Source organism: Pseudomonas sp. FG43, assembly GCF_057809175.1.
The window spans coordinates 132,000-155,956 of sequence record NZ_JBMDJL010000009.1; the positions used below are offsets into that span (position 1 = coordinate 132,000).

20 protein-coding genes and 1 pseudogene are annotated in these 23,957 nt (G+C 59.5%); all 21 read right to left on the bottom strand.

The genetic code is table 11. The annotated features are described in order from the left end of the window. Positions 1 to 7: 7 nt before the first annotated feature. Positions 8 to 742 carry a hypothetical protein gene (locus ACODS3_RS13120; RefSeq protein ID WP_201019163.1) on the bottom strand — a complete coding sequence of 245 codons (735 nt, stop codon included), beginning with the start codon at positions 740 to 742 and terminating at the stop codon, positions 8 to 10. 33 nt (positions 743 to 775) lie between these two features. After that, positions 776 to 2,227, bottom strand: a complete 1,452-nt coding sequence (locus ACODS3_RS13125; RefSeq protein ID WP_304575153.1) for a formylglycine-generating enzyme family protein — start codon at positions 2,225 to 2,227, stop codon at positions 776 to 778. Between the two features lie 85 nt (positions 2,228 to 2,312). After that, positions 2,313 to 3,536 carry an FtsX-like permease family protein gene (locus ACODS3_RS13130; protein ID WP_201019165.1) on the bottom strand — a complete coding sequence of 408 codons (1,224 nt, stop codon included), beginning with the start codon at positions 3,534 to 3,536 and terminating at the stop codon, positions 2,313 to 2,315. Beyond that, complete coding sequence (locus tag ACODS3_RS13135; protein ID WP_122321365.1) at positions 3,520 to 4,212, bottom strand: ABC transporter ATP-binding protein; 693 nt, start codon at positions 4,210 to 4,212, stop codon at positions 3,520 to 3,522. Before ACODS3_RS13135 ends, ACODS3_RS13130 begins: the two co-directional genes overlap by 17 nt. A 1-nt stretch (position 4,213) precedes the next feature. After that, on the bottom strand, positions 4,214 to 6,193 hold the full coding sequence (locus ACODS3_RS13140; RefSeq protein WP_489034732.1) for a vWA domain-containing protein: 1,980 nt from the start codon (positions 6,191 to 6,193) through the stop codon (positions 4,214 to 4,216). Between the two features lie 2 nt (positions 6,194 to 6,195). Further along, positions 6,196 to 7,236 carry a hypothetical protein gene (locus tag ACODS3_RS13145; RefSeq protein ID WP_489034656.1) on the bottom strand — a complete coding sequence of 347 codons (1,041 nt, stop codon included), beginning with the start codon at positions 7,234 to 7,236 and terminating at the stop codon, positions 6,196 to 6,198. Between the two features lie 3 nt (positions 7,237 to 7,239). Beyond that, on the bottom strand, positions 7,240 to 9,933 hold the full coding sequence (locus ACODS3_RS13150) for a putative virulence factor (RefSeq protein WP_201019168.1): 2,694 nt from the start codon (positions 9,931 to 9,933) through the stop codon (positions 7,240 to 7,242). After that, on the bottom strand, positions 9,930 to 13,067 hold the full coding sequence (locus tag ACODS3_RS13155; protein WP_489034658.1) for a virulence factor SrfB: 3,138 nt from the start codon (positions 13,065 to 13,067) through the stop codon (positions 9,930 to 9,932). Before ACODS3_RS13155 ends, ACODS3_RS13150 begins: the two co-directional genes overlap by 4 nt. 11 nt (positions 13,068 to 13,078) lie before the next feature. Continuing rightward, positions 13,079 to 14,413 (bottom strand): SrfA family protein, encoded by a 1,335-nt coding sequence (locus ACODS3_RS13160; RefSeq protein WP_201019229.1) that lies wholly within the window; start codon positions 14,411 to 14,413, stop codon positions 13,079 to 13,081. Between the two features lie 78 nt (positions 14,414 to 14,491). After that, positions 14,492 to 15,082, bottom strand: a pseudogene (locus ACODS3_RS13165) (SrfA family protein); the annotation flags it as partial. Between the two features lie 242 nt (positions 15,083 to 15,324). Continuing rightward, positions 15,325 to 15,513: a hypothetical protein gene (locus ACODS3_RS13170; protein ID WP_201019170.1), complete on the bottom strand. Its 189-nt coding sequence runs from the start codon at positions 15,511 to 15,513 to the stop codon at positions 15,325 to 15,327. 113 nt (positions 15,514 to 15,626) lie between these two features. After that, positions 15,627 to 16,460 (bottom strand): ABC transporter substrate-binding protein, encoded by an 834-nt coding sequence (locus tag ACODS3_RS13175; protein ID WP_025260428.1) that lies wholly within the window; start codon positions 16,458 to 16,460, stop codon positions 15,627 to 15,629. A gap of 68 nt (positions 16,461 to 16,528) precedes the next feature. Further along, complete coding sequence (locus ACODS3_RS13180) at positions 16,529 to 17,257, bottom strand: amino acid ABC transporter ATP-binding protein (protein WP_177434620.1); 729 nt, start codon at positions 17,255 to 17,257, stop codon at positions 16,529 to 16,531. A gap of 12 nt (positions 17,258 to 17,269) precedes the next feature. Further along, positions 17,270 to 18,022 carry an amino acid ABC transporter permease gene (locus ACODS3_RS13185; protein WP_489034661.1) on the bottom strand — a complete coding sequence of 251 codons (753 nt, stop codon included), beginning with the start codon at positions 18,020 to 18,022 and terminating at the stop codon, positions 17,270 to 17,272. Between the two features lie 6 nt (positions 18,023 to 18,028). Then, positions 18,029 to 18,730, bottom strand: a complete 702-nt coding sequence (locus ACODS3_RS13190) for an amino acid ABC transporter permease (RefSeq protein WP_095066991.1) — start codon at positions 18,728 to 18,730, stop codon at positions 18,029 to 18,031. 106 nt (positions 18,731 to 18,836) lie between these two features. Then, positions 18,837 to 19,589, bottom strand: a complete 753-nt coding sequence (locus ACODS3_RS13195) for an SDR family oxidoreductase (protein ID WP_095067017.1) — start codon at positions 19,587 to 19,589, stop codon at positions 18,837 to 18,839. A 172-nt stretch (positions 19,590 to 19,761) separates the two neighbouring features. Then, positions 19,762 to 20,529: a LamB/YcsF family protein gene (locus tag ACODS3_RS13200; protein WP_201019172.1), complete on the bottom strand. Its 768-nt coding sequence runs from the start codon at positions 20,527 to 20,529 to the stop codon at positions 19,762 to 19,764. Further along, positions 20,526 to 20,954: an acetyl-CoA carboxylase biotin carboxyl carrier protein gene (locus ACODS3_RS13205; protein WP_201019173.1), complete on the bottom strand. Its 429-nt coding sequence runs from the start codon at positions 20,952 to 20,954 to the stop codon at positions 20,526 to 20,528. Before ACODS3_RS13205 ends, ACODS3_RS13200 begins: the two co-directional genes overlap by 4 nt. Before the next feature lie 10 nt (positions 20,955 to 20,964). Beyond that, positions 20,965 to 21,936 (bottom strand): 5-oxoprolinase subunit C family protein, encoded by a 972-nt coding sequence (locus tag ACODS3_RS13210; RefSeq protein WP_489034665.1) that lies wholly within the window; start codon positions 21,934 to 21,936, stop codon positions 20,965 to 20,967. Beyond that, positions 21,933 to 22,604 (bottom strand): 5-oxoprolinase subunit PxpB, encoded by a 672-nt coding sequence (gene pxpB / locus ACODS3_RS13215; protein WP_201019175.1) that lies wholly within the window; start codon positions 22,602 to 22,604, stop codon positions 21,933 to 21,935. Before pxpB ends, ACODS3_RS13210 begins: the two co-directional genes overlap by 4 nt. Continuing rightward, positions 22,601 to 23,953, bottom strand: a complete 1,353-nt coding sequence (gene accC, locus ACODS3_RS13220) for an acetyl-CoA carboxylase biotin carboxylase subunit (RefSeq protein ID WP_489034667.1) — start codon at positions 23,951 to 23,953, stop codon at positions 22,601 to 22,603. Before accC ends, pxpB begins: the two co-directional genes overlap by 4 nt. Between the last annotated feature and the right edge of the window lie 4 nt (positions 23,954 to 23,957).

The following is a 23,957-nucleotide window of genomic DNA, read 5'->3' on the forward strand; positions in this document are numbered from 1 at the left end:
GTCCACCTCAACCCAGAGTGATAGCCGAGCGCTGGCTATAAAGGCCGTCGACTTCCTTTTGCAGGGACGCGACCTTGGTGTTCATTTTGGCAATTTCACCTTCGATTTCGGTAACTTGCTTGCCGCCGCCGTTGGTACGCTCGAGTTGCGCGGTTTTCTGGTATTCGGTCACTTTGTTGCGCATGCCGTCCAGGTCCTTGCGCATTTGCGTGATGTTACTGTCGACGCTGGCGATTTCCTGCTGGGCCTTGGCCTTGTCCACGGTCTTGTTCTGGATTGACTTCTGTATATCGGCGATACGTCCTTTGTCGTCGTTGATCACCTGCTGCAGGGTGGCGGTACGCAAGGCGACTTTATCGGTATCGGCTTTGACTTCGTCATTCATCAACTGCAGACGCTGGGTCGTGTTGGAGTACTGGCTGCGGCGATAGTCGTAGTAATAGTTGGCACCCATGGCCACGCCGCATGCGGCGATACCGGCTACCACCATGCATTTGACCTTGTCGTTGGGGTTGGCCACTGCGCACGCCAGAATGCCCACTCCTGCAGCGCCGGCACAGGCTGTCAGGCCCGAGGAGGAGAAGAACTTGGCGTCGGCGCTCTGGGTCAGGCGAGGGTCGGGTGCCGTGCCGGTCTCGCCAAGCATATTGCTGCCTGTGTGAGCGCAACCGCCCAGTACCAGACTGACGGACAGAAACAGGCCCAGCATGGCCTTGGGAAGATAATCACATACTTGTTTCATGCTACAGCTCCTGGTGGTAAACGGTGCATCTAATTACTGACTGACGGCCTTGCAGCGGCCAAGCCAGGCATCGGTGTCGATTTTCTGGGTTTTGAGAAAGGCCTGCTGATTGACCCAGTGGGTCTGCAGATACGGCTTGAGCTCTTTGAGCTGTTCGTTGCGGGCGACGATTTCACCCATGACCGGTACTTGTCGGGCCAACAGCGGTTCGCCATAAAGGGTGCCGGAATCCACCAGACTGCTGGCGTAGTAGCGGCTTAGCTTGTGCAGACGATCTTTCTGTTCGTCGAGTTTGCTTTTGCGCATCGGGCAACTGCTGTCCTGCTCGCTTGCCGAGCAGTTGAGCTCGTAGTTCTTCTGCAGGAAGTCCAGGTACTTGCCGTCGTCGAGCATCTTGGTGCACAGGAACGCACCCAGATTGAGGCTGGCGCGTATGGCCTGGTCACGGGTTTCTTCCTGCTGCTGGTTGCTGGCGCGCAGCTGGTTTTCCAGGGTCTTGAGCTGTTCCTTCAAGGCTTCGTCGGCAACCCCCGAAGCCAGAGTGCCAAGCGCCTGCACGGCATTCTTGTCGTTACCTTGAGCTGCTTCGCCACTGCCGGTGCCAAGTTTTTTCCAGCTGCTTTCAATACTGCTGACCCGCTCGCGGGAGGTGAGAGTGCTGGACACCAGTGCCAGACGCAGACCTGTAGTCTTGCTGGTAGCGGCGGTCTTGTCTTCGTAGTAATTGCGCTCCTTGCGCAAAGCGCTACGCAATTCACCCTGGGCCGTGCGGTAGTCGCCACCGCGCACCACATAGCCACCGGCCTGACCGTGCTGGCGGTCGAGCTTGTTCAGGCGGAACGGCTCGAACATCATCTCATCGATGTTGCCGAGCATATCGTGCAGGCCCAGGGGGTTGGGCTTGAGCAGGCCCGCCAGTTGCAATTGGCCGTTGGAAGACTGGGCACCGGCGAACCATTCATAAGCGTTCAGTCCGTCTGGCATCGGATAGCGCAGATCCCGGAACTCGGCAGTGCTGACATTCAGCCCGCCGCGAGCTGCAAACTCCCATTCCACTTCTGTCGGCAAACGCACAAAACCGGCCACTCCATCTTCCTTAGGCAACTTGTCGGCTGCGTTCTGGCGCAACCACAGGTTGTATTTGTCGGCGGCTTCCATGGCCTGCATCCAGCTCAGGGAGACTGCTGGAAAGCGTTGCTTGTTCGAGGGCGTCGGACATTCTGCCTGCGTCAGGGCGCGGTATTGCAGGTCCGTCATCTCGTATTTGGCCAGCAGGTAGTAACGCGATTTGGCGGTTTTCTCGGCGGTGAAGCTGCCCGCTATGAATGCCGGGTGAGTCTGTTCCACATAGCCCCATTCGCTGTTGTCGCCACCTATATTGATGGGGTAGTCGTCCAGCGGGCCTGCCAGGGGAATGAATACTTTGCGAAACACCATGGCGCCGTCGCAAGGCATGGGCAATACCACATCTTCTGCAGCGGGCATTGGGTTGTAGAGTTTCTCTTCCCAGGCAGCCGAAGCCTGAAGGCTGGCCAGGGCTAGTGGCACAAACAGCAAGTGGCGCCAGTGTCTAGAGTTCACGAAGACTCTCCGCAGGTTGGATTCTGATAGCCCGTGTGGCACCGACCAGTGCGACCAGCGCCGCGACTGCAAGGGCGAGCGCCAGTGCTGCCAGGCCGTGCAAAGGGGTGATGTGGCAAACGAAACTGCCGGTGATGCGTTGTCCACCCAGTAGTTGGTTAAAGGCCTGGCTTCCGGCAAGGTAGAAACACAGGCCGCCGAGGTAGCCTGCCAATGCCAGCACCACGGCCTGCAAGACCACGTAACCTGCAACGGCCGGGCCGGTAAAACCCAGCAGTCGCAACAAGGCCAGGCTGCGGCGTTTACGGTCGATATTGGCGAGAAAGGCGCCCACCAACGAAGCGATACAGCCCAGCAAGGCTGCACCGGCAATGACTCCGAAGATCACACCCAGCACATGGTTTATCGCTTTGACATTCTCGATATCGGCCAGTCGACTACCGGTTTCAATGTGCTGTGCGTTCAGCCAGCGCTCCAGCGGCGCGACACTTTCGATGTCTCGTGCATACAGGCGGGCGCGAGCATAGCGGGGCGTCAGGCGTTCTGATGGCTGGCCGCTTGTGGCGCCAAGGGCATCGACCGCATAGCCATCGCGAAAGCGCTCCAGTTGCAGCAGCAGTTCGGGATGGACGAATGCCGCCGGACGCGAAAAGCCCGCAGCGGGCAGGGTGGCAACCAGGGTCAGGGAGGTTTCGCCTCTTTCAAGGGCTCCGTCCAGACGTCGCTGCACACGCAGGCGCAGAGTATCGCCGGTTATCAGGGAAAGACGTTCGGCAGCTGCAGAGCTGAGAATCACCTGGTCAGGCAGAAGTGCGCTGGCAGGCATGTTCAATAACGGGTCTGCGACAGCGGTGGGAATGATTTCGGCGTTGTCGACAAAACGGCCTTTGCTGCCGATCAGGTCGGCTTGGGTATTGAGCGAGCGGGTCATACCAAGGGCAAAACCGGTTTCCGGCCGCTGTTGCAGTGCGCTCAGCCATTGCTGGTCATAGTTGCCGCTGCTCAATAGCTTGATTTCCAGATTGCGTGGGTCGCGAAGTAACTCACCCTGCAACTGGCTGACCACGCCATGCTTGAGTCCGAACAACAACAGCAGGGGAGCAATCACTGCCACCAGCGAGGCCGCTATGCACAAGGACACCTTTCGGTCATGCCAGAGGTCGGCCAGAGCCAGGCCTGCCAACAGGCAGAGGCGCTCAATGGACCGTTTCAAAGCGCGTTTCCCCCGGCAGGTTGACTGCACTCAGGCGCGGCAGACCGAAGCTGTCCACCAGCCCCCAGTCATGGGAAACCACCAGCGCGCTGAGGCCTAGTTCGTCCACCAGCCCGAGCAGCAACTCGAACAGTTGTCGTGCATTGTGGGGGTCGAGTGCCGCTGTGGGTTCGTCAGCCAGCAGGAGTTGCGGTTGATGGGCAATGGCGCGCACGCAGGCAACCCGTTGCCGCTCACCGATGGACAGCGCCTGAGGCAGTTTTTCCAGCAAGGGTTCCAGATGCAGAGCCGCGATGGCCCGTTCTACATGATCGCTTTTGTTGCTCAGCCCCAGCAGGCGCCTGGGCAGGTTGATATTGTCCCGGACCTTGAGGAAAGGCAGCAGCCCGCCGCTTTGCAGCACAAAACCCAGTGAACGGGCGCGCACATCGGCCAGTGCCACTTGATCGTCGGCGGCCAGCAGGGCAGCAATGTCCTGACTGCCCAACTGATACTGTCCAAGTGCGTCGGGAGCCAGCAGTAGCCCCAGCGTTTCGAGCAATGTGCTTTTGCCGCAACCGCTCTCACCAGTAATCGCCAGCACTGCGCCGCGTGCCAGATTCAACTCTGGCACATGAACCCGGTGCGCACTTGCGCCGACTCCTCGCTGTATCTTCAGTCCCTTGATCCGGAGCATGTCAGGGCATCATTTCCAGCGGCACGGGGTAGACGTTGTCACGGGCGTCGCTACCTTCTGCCAGTGATACCCAGCGGTCCACATCGGCGTTGTACACCTGGTAATGGCGCAGTTTGGTCGAAAGGGTGCGAATGAATTTTTCCTGAGCCAGGCCATCCCAGCTTTTCCAGGTTTCTTCATCCAGGTTCAACACTTCACTGTGGTAGGGCAGGTCTTCCAGGTACTCTCCCAGCACGCCGAGCTCCGACAGTTTGGCGGTGCCGTTTTGCTTGAGCTGGTTGGGGTCGGTGCCCATGGTGGCGGCAACCGAACGCAGGCGGCCGAACATTTCGCTCGGGGAAATCAGGCCTTCGTTGGCGGCATCGAGGATTTTTTTCAGCACGTCGCTGAGGTCACTGAGTTGTGCCTTGGTCAGCAGCACCCGCACATCAGTGGTCGGGACGTTCTGTTTGATCGGGTCACGGTCAGCGATCCATGCCTGGAAGACCGGCGGTGCCTGAGTGCCGGTTTTCTCACCCAGATAGGCCAGGCGCATGGCATGACCGATCAGCGCCGCATCGTCGAGCATCTTCTGTTCGGCGGGGGTGGCCTTGGCGTTCATGGCACTGCCAATGGCATCGTCGCCCATGTAGGCGGCTTTCACCTGGCTGGTAATGGCGCTGGCCAGGGTATCGACCTTGCTGCCAAAGGTATTCAGGTCGCCGGCATCCACCGGGTAGTACAACGAAGTGTTGGTGCCGCTGTAGGTGGACAGCGCCTGATACTGGGCCTCGGCCTTGGCGTGATCCTTGACGCCGGCAGCGGTTTTCAAGTGCAGGGTGTAGATGGCCACGCCAGGGTTACTGGCTTCGATGCGCACCTGCTCGGCATTCAGCCCTGTCTTGGACAGTTTGTCGTCTCCCTCCAGAGCGCCAGCATCGGTAATCAGAACTACATAGCGAGCGCCGAAGGGGCTCCAGTCCACCTGCTCAATGGCCTGCATGACGCCGGCATACGAGTCTTCGTCGAAGCTTTTGCTCGATACTTTCGCCTGCTTGAGATCGGCGGCCTTGGCCAGGAAGTCATCACCGTCTTTCACGGTATTGGGGTCGGCGTACATCTTGGTGACATATTCCAGGCCTGGTACTGCCTGGGTGCTGGAGCGGAACGCGACCAGACCGAACTTCACCTGGCGGCCAAGGTTTTCCTTGGCAATCTGTGCATAGACCTTGCTGATGGCTTCGCGAGTACGCTCGATGTAAGGGTCCATGGAAATGGTCGAGTCGATCACGAACACGACTGCGGCGCTGAACTCCTTGAGCTGGCTGGCGGCGTCTGCAGGCGTCTGGCCCTGACCCTGTGCTGCACCGGTCTGGCCTGCTTGTCCGACATTTGCCGAATCAGCCTTGCTGACCGAGGCGACATTGAGAATGCGGGTGCGAAAGCCTGCCTCGGTCATGACTTCTTCGCCACTGAGGACCGGCAGCAGGTAGAACTGCTTTTGCATGTCGATGAAGTATTCAGGCTCCTGGGCCAGTACGCCCGGCGCAAGCGTGTTTTGCTTGAGCTTGGCCCGCAGCGGGGCAACATGGCTTACCGGGTCCGGCGCATCGAGGATGCCTTCAAGGGTCTTGCGCTCCTTGAAGAACATCAACCGGTCGCGGTTGGCCGGGTTGGTGAAGGCCAGGGTCAACTGCATCTTCCAGTCCACAGTGCAGGCTGCAGGCAACCAGCCGCTGGTCTTGCCGAAACTGTCCGGGCCGACCTTCAGCCATTCAGCATTACCAGTGGTGGCATGCTCATAGACATAGAAGCGGCTGAACGCCGGTTGCTCCGCGCCGGGAACGCCACCGGCGGATGTGCTCAAGTGGCATCCGGGCGTGGTGAGTACGCGCTGGAAAAGGGTTTTCTTGCCTTCCTGCAGCAGCGGTTTGTCGGCGGCCAAAGCATAGCCGCTGCTCAAACACAGGCAGGCGGCGAGAGTCAGGGAAGCATTGCGCAGGCTCACGGCTTGAGTTCCTTCAGACGTTGTGCAGCTTCGGCGTTGTCGGCCTGATAGCTGAGGATGGTCTCGTACCAGTAAGCGGCAGTGGCATTGTCCGGGGTGGCGAAGCAGGCGCTGGGTTGCAGGTACTTGGGGTCGTACTCGCGGGCATAGGCTTGAGCCACTTCGACATTTCCAGCCTGGGCGCGATTGGCGTACAGCCGCTGCGCGACACCGCATTGCTTGTTGGTCTTTGCCAGCTCGATGACCTTGAGCAGTGCCGCGCTGTCCGGTGCCTGCTTTATGCAGCCCTGGACAAAGTTCAGTTCAGTTTCGCTGCTCAATGCTTCGATGCTGCAGGGCACCGCGGCCACTGCCGGGGCAGGCGCAGGTTCTGCGATGACCGCTGGGGTAGTCGGAACTACCACGGGCTCGGGAGCAACTGGCTGTTTGAGCCAGAACCACAGACCTGCCGCGATAGCCAACAAGACCAGAAGGCCGATCAGCAACAGGGGCAGGCGGCTTTTGGTCGGTTGTGGTGCTGCGGACGGTGCCGGTGGTGTTGGTTCAGCGATGGGCTCCGGCGGCGGTTGTACTTCCTCTGGCTGTTCTGCCTCTGGTTCGAGAACCGGTTGTGGTATTGCCTGGGGCTGCGCAAGGCTGACAGTGGTTTGCGCTGCACCGACACCGGTTGCACTCACTGCAAGAGATGAGTTCAAGCCGGGAGCAAGGCGCATAGGGTTTTCATCTTCGGTGCTGCCATCCGGGCTGCGCAGGCGAAAATTGAATACACCAGTGGCTGAACTCAGCAGTAACGGGTCGACGATTTCCGGGCCAGCCTGATAGCTGATCGAGTCGCCATCGGCATCTTCCACGAAATGCTGAGCGAACCAGCAGGGTGCATTGCCCCATTGCTGGTCGTGTTGCAGGTAATAGTCATCCTGGTTGCGCTGAATGGCGAACTCCAGGTTGCCAGCATCATGTTCCCAGCCACGTACTTGAAGAAAGGCGCGCCCTGGAGCGGGGGTTGCCAAGGGAGTGAGCTTGATCGTGATGGACATGAATTATCTCGTTTTGAAGGCCTGGATGACCCGACCCAGGGCCTCGTTCTGCTCAGGCGTGATTTCTTTGCCCTTGCGATGGCCCACATTGTTCTGGGTATGAATGGCAATGCCGGAAATCCAGTCATCGGCAAAGATCACGCTTTGGTCGTCGGCTTGCGGTGCCAGAAGCGGGAAACGCCCCGGCATTTCCTTCTGATAGAAGGAGAACAGCGGCTGCTTTGCGCCCAGAAGGCCTGCAGGCCGCTGACTGGCTGGCTGTGCGGTATGACCGAACCAGGCGGCAAAGTCGTTGAGCAGCAGTTGTGCCGTCAGCACCTGTCGCTGAACCAGATTTTCCCTGCGCACGCCGCTCTGCGCGCGCTTGAGCAGGGCCTGGCTGAGCTGCAAGGGCAGGTCCAGGCGTTCGGCGCAGACCACCAGCTCCTTGACCAGCAAGGCAATGGCTTCGGACGGCAACTCCAGCAGGTCCAGCAAATGCTGGCGACGGCTGAGGCCACGCAAGTGCGTTGCCCACAGGTTGAATGCGGCGCGGGCAAAGCGGTGTTCATGGCTCTGGTATTGCGGCGCGGCCACTGCGACAGGCGGCGCTTCGGCTGCCGGGGTAACCGCATCACCGAAAATGTCGTATTCCACTTCCGGGGCGCTGTTGGCGGGGGCCGCTTCGGTGGTTTCGGTAGCCGGGTTGTCGAAGTCACCGTTCAGATAGAGGTCACGCAACTGGTCTTCCGGCACCGCCATGTAGGCAAGTAGTTCACCCAGTACGTATTTACCGTGCTTGGTGGTGGCGAAGGGGCGGACGATCAGGTTGGCGATGGCTTTTTTCTTGGCGCGTTCATCCTCGCCACCGGCTTCGTAGTACTCCTCAAGGCGTGGCAGCAATTTCACCATCAAGTCATCCAGTTGCTCTTCGATACGCTGCAACTTGAAGTTGATGTCGGCCACTGGCGTGAAGGCGGTACTGAAGCGGCTCATACCGCCATCATTGATCTTGAGCATCGCCTGCCAGGCATCCAGCGGTTCGGCGACGTGGCGCTTGACCAGTTCGTTGTTGCTGAATGCTTCCTGCAAGGCCTGCAAGGCGGCCTTGGATGATTCATTGAAGCCGAGTTCTTCACCACTTGTCGCCAGGTCGATGAAGCTCGTCTTGAAGCGTGGCTTGCGTACCAGATAGGTGTTCTTGAACGGTGTGTTACCCCACTGTTTCATCCACTCTTCGTTGCCGAAGCGCTCAATCATGGTCAGCTTGAGCATGTTGTCGCAGGACTCGGGAAACTGCACGGTCTCGCCATTCAGCGCGCCGCCGATGAAGCCGTCACACATGGTCAAGGCCCAGATCAACCCGCTGGCACGACCATCCCGCTGTTGGGCGCTGGTGCCCTGGGTCTTGTCGATCCAGCTCTTGAGCACTGGCCCCACGCTGACCACTTCGCTCTGCTTGAAGCTGCTGGTGCACATGACCAGCGCGTTCATTTCCTGCTCATTGGTGTAGCGCTCGAACAGGTAGGCTACCTTGCCGCGCAGCAGCAGCTTTGCAACCGGGTTGTTGGTTGCGCCACTGCTGTCCACTTCGCTGGCTTCGTCGATGCTCATCAGTTTCTGGCGGCTGCGATAGCCGGGGAAGTCCAGCAGATCGACGCTGTTGACGATGGAGTTGGCCGGTTCGTTGTCCAGACGGAAAATCAGCTCGTTGGTAAGTGCCGCCAGTTCGGCCCTGCTTACCGATACAGGCGTACGCAGGTTGCTTTCATGGGCCGGACGGACTTCCAGTGCGCTGTCACCGCTACCGCCCAGGCGGCTGAGGATGTCCACGTTGATGATGCTGTTGGTCTGGATCATCTGGCCGTCACGCTCGCTGACCAGTGCTGTGATCGGTGCGAAGACCGTTTCGGCCAGACCAAGGCGGTGCAGGGCGGCTGCCAGTTGCTCATAGGTTTCGGTCATCTTGTTGATGCCGCCCCACAACAGGGAGAACAACTGAGCGCGTTCGCGAACCGACAGCCTTGGAGCCAGCTTGACCACCCGTGGCCAGTAGCGGGCATTCAGTGGGCGTACGGCGTTGGGGTAGTTGTGTTCCAGATAGTCCCAGAGCAGCACGACGTCATCGCTGTTGACCCCCGGCGTCGGTTCGGTCGCTGCATGATCTTCAAAGCGTTGCAGCAAAGCGTCGATGTGTGAGTCGGTGATCTGGCTGTTCAGGCGCTGATGATCGAAGTCCTCGAACCATGCATTGGCCAGAATAATGGCGATCTCGATCTCGCGGAACAGACGCAACTCCACCGGATACTGAGGGTCCTTGCCGGGCTCGGCACGGCGGGTAAAGCGGGTGACCAGACCGGTAGCCTCCTTGCCGCCACCCACTGGATTTACATGCTTGATGAAATCCAGTGACTGGGTGCCGAACTGGGTCAGAAGCTGGCCCTTGCTGTCGGCAGCCAGGGCGGAAATCAGGTAGCTCTTGCCTGCCTGGGACAAACCGAAGAAACCTATGCCCATGGGCGTTGTGGAGACGCGACCCAGGCTGCGTGCCAGATTGCGGGCGCGGTGCAGGTCGCGATTGAGCGGGACGGCCTTGGCCGCTACTTCCTCGACTTTGCCCGCCACTTCTTCCACCCAGTCCAGGGCCAGGCCAGCGCCCTTGTGTACTGATGTCCATGCGTGTGCGAGTTGAATCTGTTCGGTGGTCAGAGTAGTCATTTCGGACTCACGCTCCCGCTGTCGAGCCAATAGTTGGAGGCACCGCCTTCAGCGCTCAACATGGTGTAGAGCTGCAGCCTCACGTCCTTACGGTCGAAGGATTGATCCAGGACGTTGCTTTCGATGTTGTCGTCGATCACCAGTGTCTCGGCGATAATGTCGGCGTCGCTGCGGTCTGCGTCGGCGCTCTCTACGCGAAAGCGCAACAGCAGGCAGGCTTCTTTACCGTCGGTTGTTGGTTTTCCCACCAGTTTGCGAGTGCCGCGCTCAGTGAGTTCGATCAGGTACAGCGGTGCCGCGACCCAGCGTTCTGCATTCAACTGGCGATAACCCAGGCGCGTCTTGCCCAGTACCCGCAGTTGTGGACCTTCCAGTTGTGGTTCGTGCAGTTGCAGGAACTCATTGCCCAGGGCGTCGCTCTTGATCACGTCCCGGTAGAGCATGTCGTGGTCGATGACCAGATTGTTTTCGTCCAGCTTTCCGATATGGCGCATGGTCGAGTACGGCTTGAGGCGGCCAACGCTGAAATAGAAGTTCGACACTTTGCGCTGCTCGCTGAGCAGGCACAGCATGGCACCAACGGCTGCCGTGCTCTTTGGGTCGTCGATCTGGCCATTGCGGTGGAACGGGTACCAGCCGCCAGTGCGATAACCGTTCATAGGCACGATGCGTCCCGGAGGCAGTGGCACCTTTCGGCGTATGTAAGCCTGCACGCCCGGCAAGCGCGATGGCCAACCGGTCAGCAGCAGCGCGTCGCAAGGGTACTGGAACACCACTTCGCACAGGGCATCGAGAATCTTGCTCAGGTTGATCTGGCCTTTGAGGAAGGCCTGATGAATGGCAGGCAAGTCGATGCGCAGCACGACCTTGCTTAGGTCGAAGCCGTCACGGCCACCATCGATACGGCGTACGCCACCGGCCACGTATTCATGGATACGTTCGCTGATCGCGTCTTTTTCCAGCAGTTCGGCGAAGCTGTAGTCATGGACCGGGCTTGGCAATTCCGGGTCGTATGCCTCGTAGTCCTTGAGCAGGCGCAGGCCCAGAGGAACAAACACTTGCAGGTTCAGTTGCTGGCGCAGAATGGCGTCCTGAGCACTGGTACTTTCATCGCCGCACAACCGCGAAAGCAGCGAGCGTGGCGATACCACGCCGAAGTCCTTGAGTGCCTGTTCCAGCGGCGGCAGTACGAAACGCTGAATGATATCCAGCAGGATGTCATCACCGGCGACCTTGAAGCTGTCCCGAAAGCGCTGCTCGGGGATGATCGATACGTTACTGCCGCTTGCATGCTCGGCACCACGCTCCAGCGCGTAATCGGTGATGACCAGATCGGTGGTGCCGCCACCGATATCGATGCTGGCAAGGGTGATCTGTTCCCGATTGGACTTGTCCGGGCGTGCGAGGGTGTCGAAGAACTCCTGGGCATGACCGGCAAAGTTTTCGCGGATTTCGGTGTACAGGTAAACCAGTTGGCCACAGGTAGCTTCATCCCATTCCACTTTTACCCTTGGCAATGGGACCCGTGGCGCCGGTACCGTTGAATTCAGGCCCTTGGCCTTGCTCGGGTCGAGGTCGCCTTCGTGCCAGCCCATGCATTTCCAGACCAGCGCCAGGGCTTGTAGCAGACGGTCATTGAGCAGGCTGCGCTCGACTTGCGGCATGCCCGGCGGCACGGTCAGGGTGATGCTGGACAACTGGCGTGGCCGCTGGGTGTGGCCCATGCGGGTCCGCTGCGCCGGGCTGTTGATCTGCGACAGAGCCTGGGTCAGCACCTCGGCGAGCATGAACGTCATCAGCGCGCTGCGTGAGTACTGTGGGGAGAACGCGGGCAGGCGATCGTCCTCGTTCTTGAGCTTGTAGAACGCCTGGCCGAGTTTGGTGATCTTGTGTGAGAAGGGCGCAGCAGTGGCTTTGGGCTCGTTGTCGGTCTGCACGTAGGAGTTGTTGAAGCGCCAACCGTGGGTGTAGGCGTTTTCATCCCAGAGATAACGCTTGGGGCTCGATAGACCGGTCGAGCCCTCTGTGCCACGGCGGCGTGCGGACAAACGTCCTGCTTCGACCCCGACGCGGGCGATGGTCGGCCACTGGAAAGCGTCATGGCGACCGCTTTGTACCGAAAAGTTTTCCTTGCCGAAGGCTGCCTGGGAAAACTCGATCCTGCTTTCAAAGGGTTGGTTGTAAACCCGCTCTGAACGTACTAGGTCACGTATCTGCAGGATGTAGTTGTGCTTCATCCCATCGCCGGATTGCCCGTGATTCTCGATCAGGATGCCGCAGGTGCGTGAGTTGCCGACGTCCAGCACCAGATCCACTGGAATGGGCGGGTCGATGGAGTCGACGCCGTTGGCGGTGAGCTTGACCTCCGGCACCTCGATGCGTGCGGGCTCGCTGGTACGCTGCTCGGGAATTGGCCGGTCCATCAGGCTCAGCAGGTTCAGGTAGTGACCAATGTGGCGCTGCTCGATCAGTTCTTCGTCGATGTCTTCGCTGGGACGATGCTTGTTGCTTTCGCGATAGATTTCCGCCAGCCAGTCCTGCACCCATTTCTGGTCCAGAAACCAGCGGCTCTGACGTGCATGGCACGCCAGACGGAAAGATGAACCGGCATTGATGTCGTCGCGGGTAGGTGCCAGATACTGCATGCCTGCTGCCGAGGCCATGGCACGAGTGTCGAACGCCAGGGTCAGGCGGTGAGTGTTGCCGTCTACATCGGCTTGCTCAAGCTCGACCAGGCGCGCTCTTGCCCAGTTGGTCGGGCCTTCGTCATAACGCTCTGGCGGCAGGAAACGAAAGAAGGGGACGGGCAGCCACAATCCATCGAGCAGCCTGAGGCTGGTCTGCATGCTCAGAGTCAGATCTTCGTCGTCGACTTCACTGATCAGGCGTTCCTGAGCCTGTGACTGTGCCAGCCTTTCGCCGGATTGGCTGGCCGTGCCCACCGGGCCGAAGTGGAAGTACTGTTTGCTTTCCTGATTCTGCAACAGGCGTGCGATCAAGGTGTTGCCCATCCTGGCAAAGCGCCCGGCGGGTTCGTTACGCAGATCAAGCTTGACCGCGAAGTCCATGAACTGGAGCCCGCTGTCATTGATCAGGTGGACGGTTTCTTCAAATTGAGTCAGTTCTGGCAGCATGGGTCCAGCCTTTATTCGCGCCGCATGGACATGGGGAATTGAGTGTTGCCGTAGTTGCCCTGGCAATCCGCGATGCTTTGGGCACCTGGTTTGCAGGACACTTGTGGCATGTCATAGCGACTGCCGTCGGTGCAGTTGGCTTGATCCTGGCTGTTGATGCCCAGGCTTCCGCCATTCATGGCGGCATTGACCGCACCTGTACAGGACACACCGTCAGGACGGCGGATAGTGACGTTGCCCTTGCCTTTCTCGAATGCATACTGGAGGCGCAAGGGTCTTGAAGTCTTGGCATCCATGATGCCTGCACCTGCACGGTAGTTGCCGTTGAGGAAGGAGGCCGGGCCTTCGGCTGTGTCCTGTGGAATGCTTAACGGTTCGCCAGGCGTTCCGGATTGCGGTGTCTGGGCTCCGGCTGTCGGTTGTTCTGCTGGGAGTTCAGGTGCAGCTTCGGATTCGGCTGCAGCGGTTTCGCTGGCTTGAGGCTGTGCTGTCGGCTCAGGCGCTATCGATGCTGGATCGGTCGTCTGTGTCTGAGGCTGAGTGGTGCTCACAGTGGCCCTGCTGGTTGGCAGTGTCGAACCATTGAGCGCTATGCCATCTACTGGATGGCTACTTGCACTGATGGTGTTTGTGTTTGTGGAGATACCTGTCGGTGGTATTGAAAGGCCGCCCACAGGCAACGTTGCCGTTGGCAAGCAACCGCGAAGCAGGCCGAACAACAGTAAGGCCAGCAACAAGAGCAGCAGTGGCCATAACCACCAGAAGCGACGCCACCAAGGGCGCAGAACAACAGGAGTTGCTGTCATCTGGGGCGTAGCTGGACTTGCAGACGGTGTCGAGTCGGGTGATGGGGCATGGGCCTTTGGCTGTTGTGTCAAAAAGTACAGTGGTTCACGATTACGATCTGTTTCAGTTTTTACGAAACCCCAGAAAGTCAGCACCGGCTGCAGGTAGGACTCGTTATCGCCGTTGGCATTGGTACGTGTTGTCTGGACCAGATACACATAGCTTTCGTCTGGTGCATGCGAAACCAGCCCCAGCAATTTGCCAAATATGGCCTGGTCGCTTTGCCCATCCTTTTTACCCGCCTGCACAAGCGCCTGACTCATCGCAGCGATGTTTTCCTTGAAACGGGACAGTTGGGCCCGTGCTGCGTTGCGCTCGTCTTCGTTGGCCGAACTCCAGGGCACTACATCGCCTGGAACCGGGCTATACCAGTCGATCACACTGCCCTGTTCGTTGCTTTTGGGCACGGCAAGGAATCTGGACAGGGAGGGATCTTTACGAGCGAGTGCTGAAATGAGCTGCAAGGCAGATTTGTATACCGCCTGCCCGGTTTCACCCATTGCTATGAGTTCGTCACTTTTGCCCGTACGAAGCAATGGATTAGGCTGGCCAGATGTAACGGAGGTGGTTGTAATCTGCGGTTTCGTCACATCTGCAGCAGATGCCGGACTTGGTGAGGAGGAGATGTCTGGGACGATTGGACTCTGGGCCAGAAAATATAGCGGGTCATGATAGCGGTCGGCTTCGCTCTTTACGAAACCCCAGAAAGTCAGCACCGGCTGTATGCAGGGTTCGTTGCCGCCGTTGGTTTCAGTGCGAGTTGTCTGGACCAGATACAGGTAGTCTTCGGCAGGTGCATGAGGAATCAGCCCCAGCAATTTTCCAAAGATGATCTGGTCTCTTTGCTCATCCTTGTTTGCGGCCTGAACCAAGGCTTTGCTCATGCCTGCGACGGCGTCCTTGAATCGGAGCAGTTGTGCCCTGGCGTCGTCGCGCTCGTCTTCGCTTGCCGAACTCCAGGGCACCACGTCGCCGGGGACCGGGCTGTACCAGTCGATCACGCTGCCTTGCTCGTTGCTTTTGGGCACGGCAAGGAATCTGGCCAGAGAGGGATCTTTGCGGGTGAGGGCTGCGATTAACTGCAGGGCGGCTTTGTAAACGGATTGCCCGGTTTCGCCTACAGCGATGAATTCGTCACTTTTGCCCGTACGAAGCAGCGCAGCCTGCATGCTTTACATTCCCTTGTAATTCAATCCGTTGGCGAAGCAATGATGCTGCCGCAAGGCGCAACAGTAATGGCAAAGTGATGTTTACGTCAATTTTTATACAAAAGGTTTCCGGGCCGTGATGAAAAATCATCAGCGGGTCTTTTCGGGCAGTTTTGGCGGGTAGACGGCGTATTGCCGGGGGGAGGAAGTGTGCAGCGATACGGTGTTTTTGGCTGTTATTGCGGTGGTTAACCTCGTATGACTCACCCCGCCAAAGCCATCCTCAACGCCACTGCCACCTCAAGCAGTCTGTGCGCCTGCAGGCTGACCTTTGCGGCCAGTTCGTCATTGCCTGCGTCTTTGAGCATGGGCACCAGATCAAGCAGTCGGCCGACTTCGGTCTCGATACCGCGAATGGAGTCTGACACTTGATATTGAAGCGAATGTGCCATCTTTGTCTGTCTCCGGTTTTACATGCAACCGGATGCTACAGGCTCTTGTTTCATAACAGAACCCGAAAAAGAAACGCCCTGCAAAAGCAGGGCGTTTGGGACTTATGCGTCGATCAAGGCAATGGATCGAACTTCAGGCTGCTCAGGCTTTGTACCTTGTCTTCGCGCACCATCTTGTATTCGGTGTTCGGGCCAATCCAGCGGTCCCAGATGGCGTCGATTTCGCCTGCGTCGTCCATGGCTTTCAGGGACTCGTTGACCTTGGCCAGGAAAGCGGGCTCACCTTTGCGCATACCGGCACCAATCGGCTCCAGCGCCATCGGTTCTTTGACGATTGCCAGCTCCACCCCTGAGGCCTTGGCCTGGTTGACCAGCTTGATGGCGGTCATGGTGTTGGTGACCAGGCCCAGAACCTTGTTCTGTTGCAGGGCCATGTAAGCAGAACCTGTGTCCTGGAAGGTCACCGGCACTGCGCCAGCGATGCGGATCGATTGCTCGGAGGTGGAGCCTTTGGTGGAGCTGATGCGCTTGCCCTTGAAGAAGGCCTTGTCCTTGTCAGCGTTGACGGCATGCACTACCAGTGTTTCCTTGGCGATGTAGTAGGGGTCGCTGAACTGGATCTGATCGGCGCGGGTCTGGGTGTAGGCCAGGTTGGCGAACAGCACATCGACGCGGCCCATTTTCACTTCCGGAACCCGTGCTTCCACCGACATCGGCTTGAGCTCCAGCTTCACGCCCAGTTTTTTCGCCAGCGCGGTACACAGATCGACATCCATGCCCACCAGCTCACGGGTTTTCGGGTCCGGTGCGGAGAAGGGCGGAACGTCGGCATACACGCCGCAGCTCATGGATTGTCTGGCCATGATGTCGCTCAATTGATCGGCATGGGCCAGGGTTACTGCCAAGGGACTCAACGCTACAGCGGCGAACAGATGCTTCATACGCATGGGGAACTCCAGAAGATTAAGGATCAGTAATCGGTCCAGCGGCAGCTCTTGCAAATCGTTCTTGCCAATCAATGGGCACGCAAGTCAGCGATGAAACGCTGTGCGCGCGGGTGTCGGGGCTGGCTGAAAAAGCTTTCCGGGTCGCTTTTTTCCAGAATCTGTCCGGCATCCATGAACCAGATGGTGTCAGCGACTTCGCGGGCGAAGTTCATTTCGTGGGTCACGCACATCATGGTCATGCCGTCCTTGGCCAGGCCCTTCATCACGCTCAACACTTCGCCGACCATTTCCGGGTCCAGGGCACTGGTGGGTTCGTCGAACAACATGACCGGTGGCTCCATGGCCAGCGCACGTGCAATCGCCACGCGCTGCTGTTGGCCGCCGGACAATTGCGCGGGATAGGCGCCGGCCTTGTGCGCCAGGCCGACACGCTCCAGCAGTTGCATCGCCCGCTGTTTTGCTGCCGAGCCCTTGAGGCCGAGGGTCTTGGTGGGCGACAGGATGATGTTGTCCAGCACCGACAAATGCGGAAACAGGTTGAAGCTCTGGAACACGAAGCCCACCCGGCTGCGCAGCCGGTTCACGTTGGCGTCGGTGCCGTTCACGTCCTGTCCGTCGAACAGGATCTGGCCTTCCTGAATGTCTTCCAGGCGGTTGACGGTACGAATCAGCGTCGACTTGCCCGAGCCGGAAGGGCCGCACAGCACCACGACTTCACCGGTATTCACCTGGGCGGTGAGATTGGTCAGGGCCTGGTACTCGCCGTACCACTTGTTGACGTTGGAAAACATGATCATTGGACGCATGAGTCAGCCCTCTTGATTGATAGGGTTAGGCAAAGGGCTGTCGGTAACGGCAGCAACGGTGGTGCCCTGGCGCTTGCGGGCGATGCGACGTTCCAGCCAGTCGGCCAGATGGGTCAGGCCAAAGCACAGCAGGTAGTAAATGACCGCCAGAATGAAGAACACCTGGAAGGGCTTGGTCAGTAACTGGTTGTTCACCTGATTGGCGGCGAAGGTTATTTCCTGAACGTTGATCACATAGCCCAGCGAGGTTTCCTTGATGATGGAAATGAACTGGCTGAGCAGGCTGGGCAGCGCGTTATAAAGCGCCTGAGGCAGGATCACCCAGACCGTGGTACGCATGTAGCCCATGCCCAGAGCACGGGAAGCCTCGTACTGGCCGTTCGGCAACGCCTGGATGCTGCCGCGAATGATTTCGCACAGATAGGCACTCTGGTAGATGACCAGGGTGCAGAGCATGGTGGTGAAGCCGGTGATGTTGTGGCCGATGATCAAGGGCACCAGGAAGTAGGTCCAGAAGATCACCATCAGCAGCGGAATGCCGCGCAGCACATAGACCCAGACGGTAGAGAACCAGCGCAGTGCTTTCCAGGGCGACGTCCTTGCCAGTGCCAGCAACAGGCCGAGGGGGAAGGCGAACAGCAGCGCCAGAACCGCCAGGATCAGGGTGCTCGCCAGGCCGCCCAAAGGGCCGTGAGGGTATTGCCCGATCAGGAACAGCGTCCAGTTCTGCTGCAGAATCGTGAAGATATCGAACATGGTCGCTTACCTCGCCAAAGCTTTGTTGAATCGCTTGGCCAGCAGGGCACCGAGGGCCATCAGCAGCAGCGAAAAGGCCAGGTACACCACCGAAGCCACCAGAAAGGCTTCAAAGGTGCGGAAGGTGTAGTTCTCGACTTCCCGCGTTGCGTAAGTCAGCTCCATGACGCCGATGGCCATGGCCAGGCTGGTGTTCTTGAACAACAGCACCGTATGGTTGATCAGCGATGGCAGGCAGTTGCGCACGCCTTGCGGCAGGATCACGTAACGCATCGAGCGTACATAGCCCATGCCCAGCGCCCGAGAAGCCTCGGTCTGCCCGGCAGGAATGGCGCGCAGGCCGCTGCGGATGTCTTCGCTGAAATACGCGGCCTGGCACAGGCCAAGGGCAATGATCGAGAACAGGTATTCGGTGTTGTAACCTGCCAGCCAGATTTGTGTGGAGCTGGACAGCAGGGTCGGGATGCCGAAATACCAGAGCATCAACTGCACCAGTGTCGGCACGTTGCGGTGGTAGGAGACATAGGCCGCTACCAGACGATTGGCGTATTTGTTACCGGTCAGGCGCACGGTCACCAGCACAAGCGCGAGGGCCATGGCCAGACACCAGGCGAACAAAGCCAGTTGCAGCGTCATTTCGATGCCCTTGAGGATCAGCTCGGCGTATTCGCCTTGCAGGATCGGGGCTAAATCGAAGTCTTGCTTCATGGTCAATCCCTATCAGCATGGGTAGGGGCAGAAAAAATGCCGGGCGTCCGGCCCGGCCAGGGAGCATGTGACGGATTGATCCGTTCTGATCTCGGTGGTGACGCTTTCAGCCCTGATAGTCCTGTGGGCGTGCAGTGGACAGGCCGCCAGGCACTTGCAGCGTCGGGGTGATTTCCATATGGCCGATGTTCATGGACACCGGCGCGGCAATCGCGAAGGCGATGGCATTGGCGATATCGGCGGCGACGGGTAGCTCGAAACCTTCGACGAAGCGCTTGTAGGTTTCTTCGGAGTCGCCATGGACGTGGGCGAAGATGTCGGTGGCGACCCGGCCCGGACAGATCTCGGTGACCCGCACACGCTTGCCGAAGGCATCGATGCGCAACTGGCGAGAAAGCATGCTCACCGCCGCCTTGGTGGCGTGGTAGGTCGAGTTACCGCCAAAGTTATAGGCTGCGGCAATCGAGCTGATATTGATGATATGGCCACTGTCGCGTTCGACCATGCCTGGCAAGGCCAGGCGTGCCAGATGCAGCACGGCACGCAGGTTGACGTCGATCAGGAAGTCGATGCCCTCGGCGTCAGCCTTTAGGATCGAGCCCGGACGGTCGACGCCGGCGTTGTTGACCAGAATGTCGAAGTTGTATTGCCCGAACAGTGCCGTCAGCCCGGCCAGATCGGTGACATCGATTGCGTGTGCGATGCAGCCGGTGCGTGCTGAAAGATCGGCCAGCTTGTCGGCGCTGCGGGCCAGCGCGTGAACTTCGATACCTTCCTGGCACAGACGCTCAACCACAGCGGCACCGATGCCGGAAGATGCGCCCGTGACCAGCGCGGTTTTGTAATCGGAAAATGGCATTGCGTTTACCTCTGAATGCTGTGTGTTGCTCATGCATCGACTCTATCCAGCACAAACCCCGGCGACCAAGACGGATTGGCTGTGTGGCTATAAGCGTCTCTTATGATTCGTTTCATGCAGCCTCACACAAGGATTGTACGGCTCATGTGGGAGGGGCCTTGGCCGCGACGGCTTACGCCACAAGCTGCGAAATCGGCACGATCTGCCCGCCCGCCGATTCGATTTCATGGCGCACCGTACGCGCCAGCTCAACCGCGCCGGGTGTATCGCCGTGCAGCAATATCGAGCAGGCGCTGACCTTGATGACCTTACCGGTGATGCTGGTCACGGTGCTGTCTTCCAGCAGTTGTCGAACCCGTTGCAGTACCGTCGCGGGGTCTTTGATGACCGAGTTGGCGATCTTGCGTGGCACCAGCAGACAGTCATCGTCGTAAGCGCGGTCGGCGAGGAAGGTTGTCGCCACCCGCAGGTTGCACTGGCTGGCGGCGCTTTCGATGGCGCGGCTGCTGGACGAACTGATGATGATCCCGGGGTCGAACGCCGCCACGCTGCGAATCAGGTGCGCAGCCATCTCCGTATCGGCGGCAACCATATTGCCCAGTGCGCCATGAAAGCTCATGTGGGTCATGCGATGGCCCGCGACCTTGGCCATCGCTGCCAGTGCGCCCAACTGGTAGGTCACGTAAGTGCTCAGTTCATTGATATCGATGTTCATCTGGCGACGACCAAAACCCATCAGGTCGGGGAAGCCCACATGGGCTCCCAGATCGATACTTCGGGCCTTGGCCAGTCGCGCCGTGTTATCCATGATCAGAGGGTCACCGGCATGAAAACCACAGGCGACGTTGGCCGAGGAAATGATCTCCATCAGGGCTTCGTCTTCGCCCATGCGCCAGGCGCCGAAGCCTTCGCCCATGTCTGCATTCAGGTCGATCTTCATGGTTGCTCCGCTTCTGTGGCATTGGGAGAAAGACGTATCAGCGGTTGGCCGTAACCGACCGCTGTGCCGCTGGGCACCAGCAGGCTGCAAACCTGACCTGCATGCTGGCTGCGCACTGGCAGAATCAGATTGCCGACGGCCAGCAGTGCGACCAGTTGGCCAACCTGCACTTCACTGCCAGGCGGTGCCAGTACGATGCCGTTGTCCGGGTGGGCATCCAGCAAGTGGCCGATGCCGCTGGACTTGATGTCCAGAGTGCTGGAAGCCGACTCTGCTGCCGCGATCTCTACGGATAAAGAAGGCAAGGTTTGACAGGCAACGCCGCGCTTGAGGCTCAGCTTGAACCCCGGCTTCTCGATCTCTGCGCCATACAAACCTGCCAGTGTCAGATCAGCCACCAGTTGACGAATCTCTTCAATGTTCATGTTCATTTCCTCAGCGCCGGGCCAGGTCATGCAGGGTCACAAGACGTCGCACTTCGGCGAGATAGGCCTGATTCTGCTCAAGGGCATCCAGGGCCTCGTCGTAACTGCATTCGATAAAACGAATCCGGCTGCCGATGGCTGCCTGGCCCAGACGCCACAGATCGGCTTCGATCACCGTGCCGAACTTCGGGTAGCCGCCACTGGGCTGTGCATCACGCATCTGGATGATCGGCTGGCCGCCGTGAGGTACCTGAATCACGCCCGGTACGATGCCGTGGGAGCGCACTTCCATGGCGTGCTCGGGCAAGACCGGCGTGCCCTCAAGGCGATAGCCATAACGATTGCTCTGGGATGTGATCTTCCAGTCGTCGCTCCAGAATGACGCTCGGGAATCCGCCTTGAATGCCTGGTATTCCGCCGCAGGCAGAACGCGCATGGCGGGTACGCCGTCCACGCTCAACGGCAAGGCATGGGCAGGGTTGAGTACACCGAAATCCGTGGCCCGCGTGCTGATGCCCGGCGAGCAGGCATGCAAACGGTCGCCTTGCTGCAAGGCACGGCCCTGAAAACCGCCGAACTCGCCTCGCAGTTGAGTGCTTCGCGAGTTGAGCACCACCGGCACATCGACGCCGCCAGCCAGACACAGATAGGCGCGGCAACCTGCCGTGGGGTGGTCGATGAGCAGCGTCTGGCCCTTATGGCCCTGCATCACCCAGTTCGGCGGGAAGGCGACGCCGTCCAGGCTCAAGGCACAGGCTGCGCCGGTCACGGCAAAGGCGCAGTCTTCCAGCAGGCGGACCTCGAAAGGGAACACCGGAATCTCGATGGCCGCTGCGTCATCGGCATTGCCCAGCAGAATATTGCCGGTCGCCACGGCCAGTGTGTCCATGGACCCGGACGTGCCGACGCCGTAACCCAGGCTGCCAATGCGGCCCAGATCCTGGACAGTGGCCAGGGCGGTGGCGGATAGAATCTCGATCATCGAATGATCCTCTCGATGCGAAAGCGCAGCAGGTCGCCCGGCTGCAAGAGTGCTGGTGGCGATTGCTCGGGGTCGAAGAAAGACATTTCGGTACGGCCAATGGTGTTCCAGCCGCTGGGGCCGGCAGACGCGGAAACGCCGGTCTGTATGCCGCCGATGGACACCGCGCCAGCGCCGATGCTGAGCACAGGAACCTTGCGCCGTGGTGTGGCAATGCGTGGGTCCATGCCGCCCAGATAGCAGTAACCAGGGTGGCTGCCCAAGGCATAGACCGGATACAGCGGCTCGCTGTGCAGGTGGGCGATGGTTTCGATGTCCAGCCCGGTATGGGCAATCACGTCGCTCATGTGCGGGCCGTGTTCGCCGCCGTAGGTCACCGGCAATTCAATGATGCGGCCTTCCAACGGCAGCGGCTCGCAGGTTTGCCAGGCTTCCAGCAGGCGTTCGGTCAGGGCACTCAAGTGCCGTGGCGGGGTGCTGAAGGTCAGCATCAGGTTGTTCATGCCCGGCACCGATTCGCTGATTTCCGGCCACTGTGCGGTCACGCGAGCCATGGCCCAGATGCGTTGTTGCGGGGCAAGATCGAGGCTGCCCGGTGCTTCAAACAACAGGGCTGTGGTGCCCAGGAGGCTGATGGTCGGACCTGTGTCCGTGTGCGCGATGCTCATTGTGGGCTCCGTTGTTGCAGCCAGTGCTCCAGGTGATGAATATCGACGCCACTTGCGCAGAATGCCGGGTCGTCGAGGATTTCCCGGTGCAGGGGAATATTGGTGGAAATGCCTTCCACATGAAGCTCGCTGAGGGCCAGACGCATGCGGGCCATGGCTTCTTCCCGAGTGGCACCGTGGCTGATGACCTTGGCGACCATGGAGTCGTAGTAGGGCGGTACGCGGTAGCCGGTGGTGACATGGGAATCGACCCTGACGCCAAAACCGCCCGGCACTTCCCAGCGGGTGACTTGCCCTGGAGTGGGCATGAAACTGAGCGGGTCTTCGGCGTTGATCCGGCATTCCAGTGAATGGCCCTGGGCTACGATATCGGCCTGACGCAACTCCAGGCGCTCACCTCGGGCCATGCGCAACTGCTGCTGGACGATATCGATGCCAGTGGTCATCTCGGTGACGGGATGCTCGACTTGTAAGCGGGTGTTCATTTCGATGAAGAAGAACTGGCCGTCTTCATAAAGGAACTCGAAGGTGCCGACGCCGCGATAGCCGATCTGCTGGCAGGCCTTGACGCAGCGCTCGCCCACATGGGCAATCAATTGCGGGTCGATGCCGGGCGCCGGGGCTTCTTCAAGCACCTTTTGATGGCGACGCTGCAAGGAGCAGTCGCGGCTGCCGAGCCACACGGCATTGCCGTAGGCATCGCACAGCACCTGAATTTCGACGTGGCGAGGATGGCCGAGGAACTTCTCGATATAGAGTTCGGGATTGCCGAACGCTAGACGCGCTTCTTCACGGGTCAGGGCAATCGCTTCCAGCAGTTCCGGTTCCTGCTGCACCACGCGCATGCCACGACCGCCGCCACCGCCAGCGGCTTTGACGATCACCGGATAACCGATTTCCCGGGCGACGGCGAGAATGCTTTGCGGGTCGCTGGACATGCTTGAGTCCGGCCCCGGTACGCAAGGCACACCGGCTTCACGCATGGCCCGCTTGGCGGAAACCTTGTCGCCCATGGTGCGAATGCACTCGGCGCTGGGGCCGATAAAGGTCATGCCGGCCGCCTCGATACGTTCGGCAAAGGTGGCGTTTTCCGACAGAAAGCCATAACCGGGATGAATGGCCTGTGCGCCACTGACCTTGGCGGCGAAGAGCAGGGCCGCCTGATTTAGATAACTCTGGGTGGGCGCGGCAGGGCCGATGCACAGCGCTTCATCGGCCTGGGTGACGTACTGCGCATGACGGTCGGCTTCGGAGTAGACCGCGACGGTTTTCAGACCCAGGCCACGGCAAGCGCGCTGGATACGCAGGGCAATTTCGCCACGGTTGGCGATCAGCACTTTATCGAACATTCGA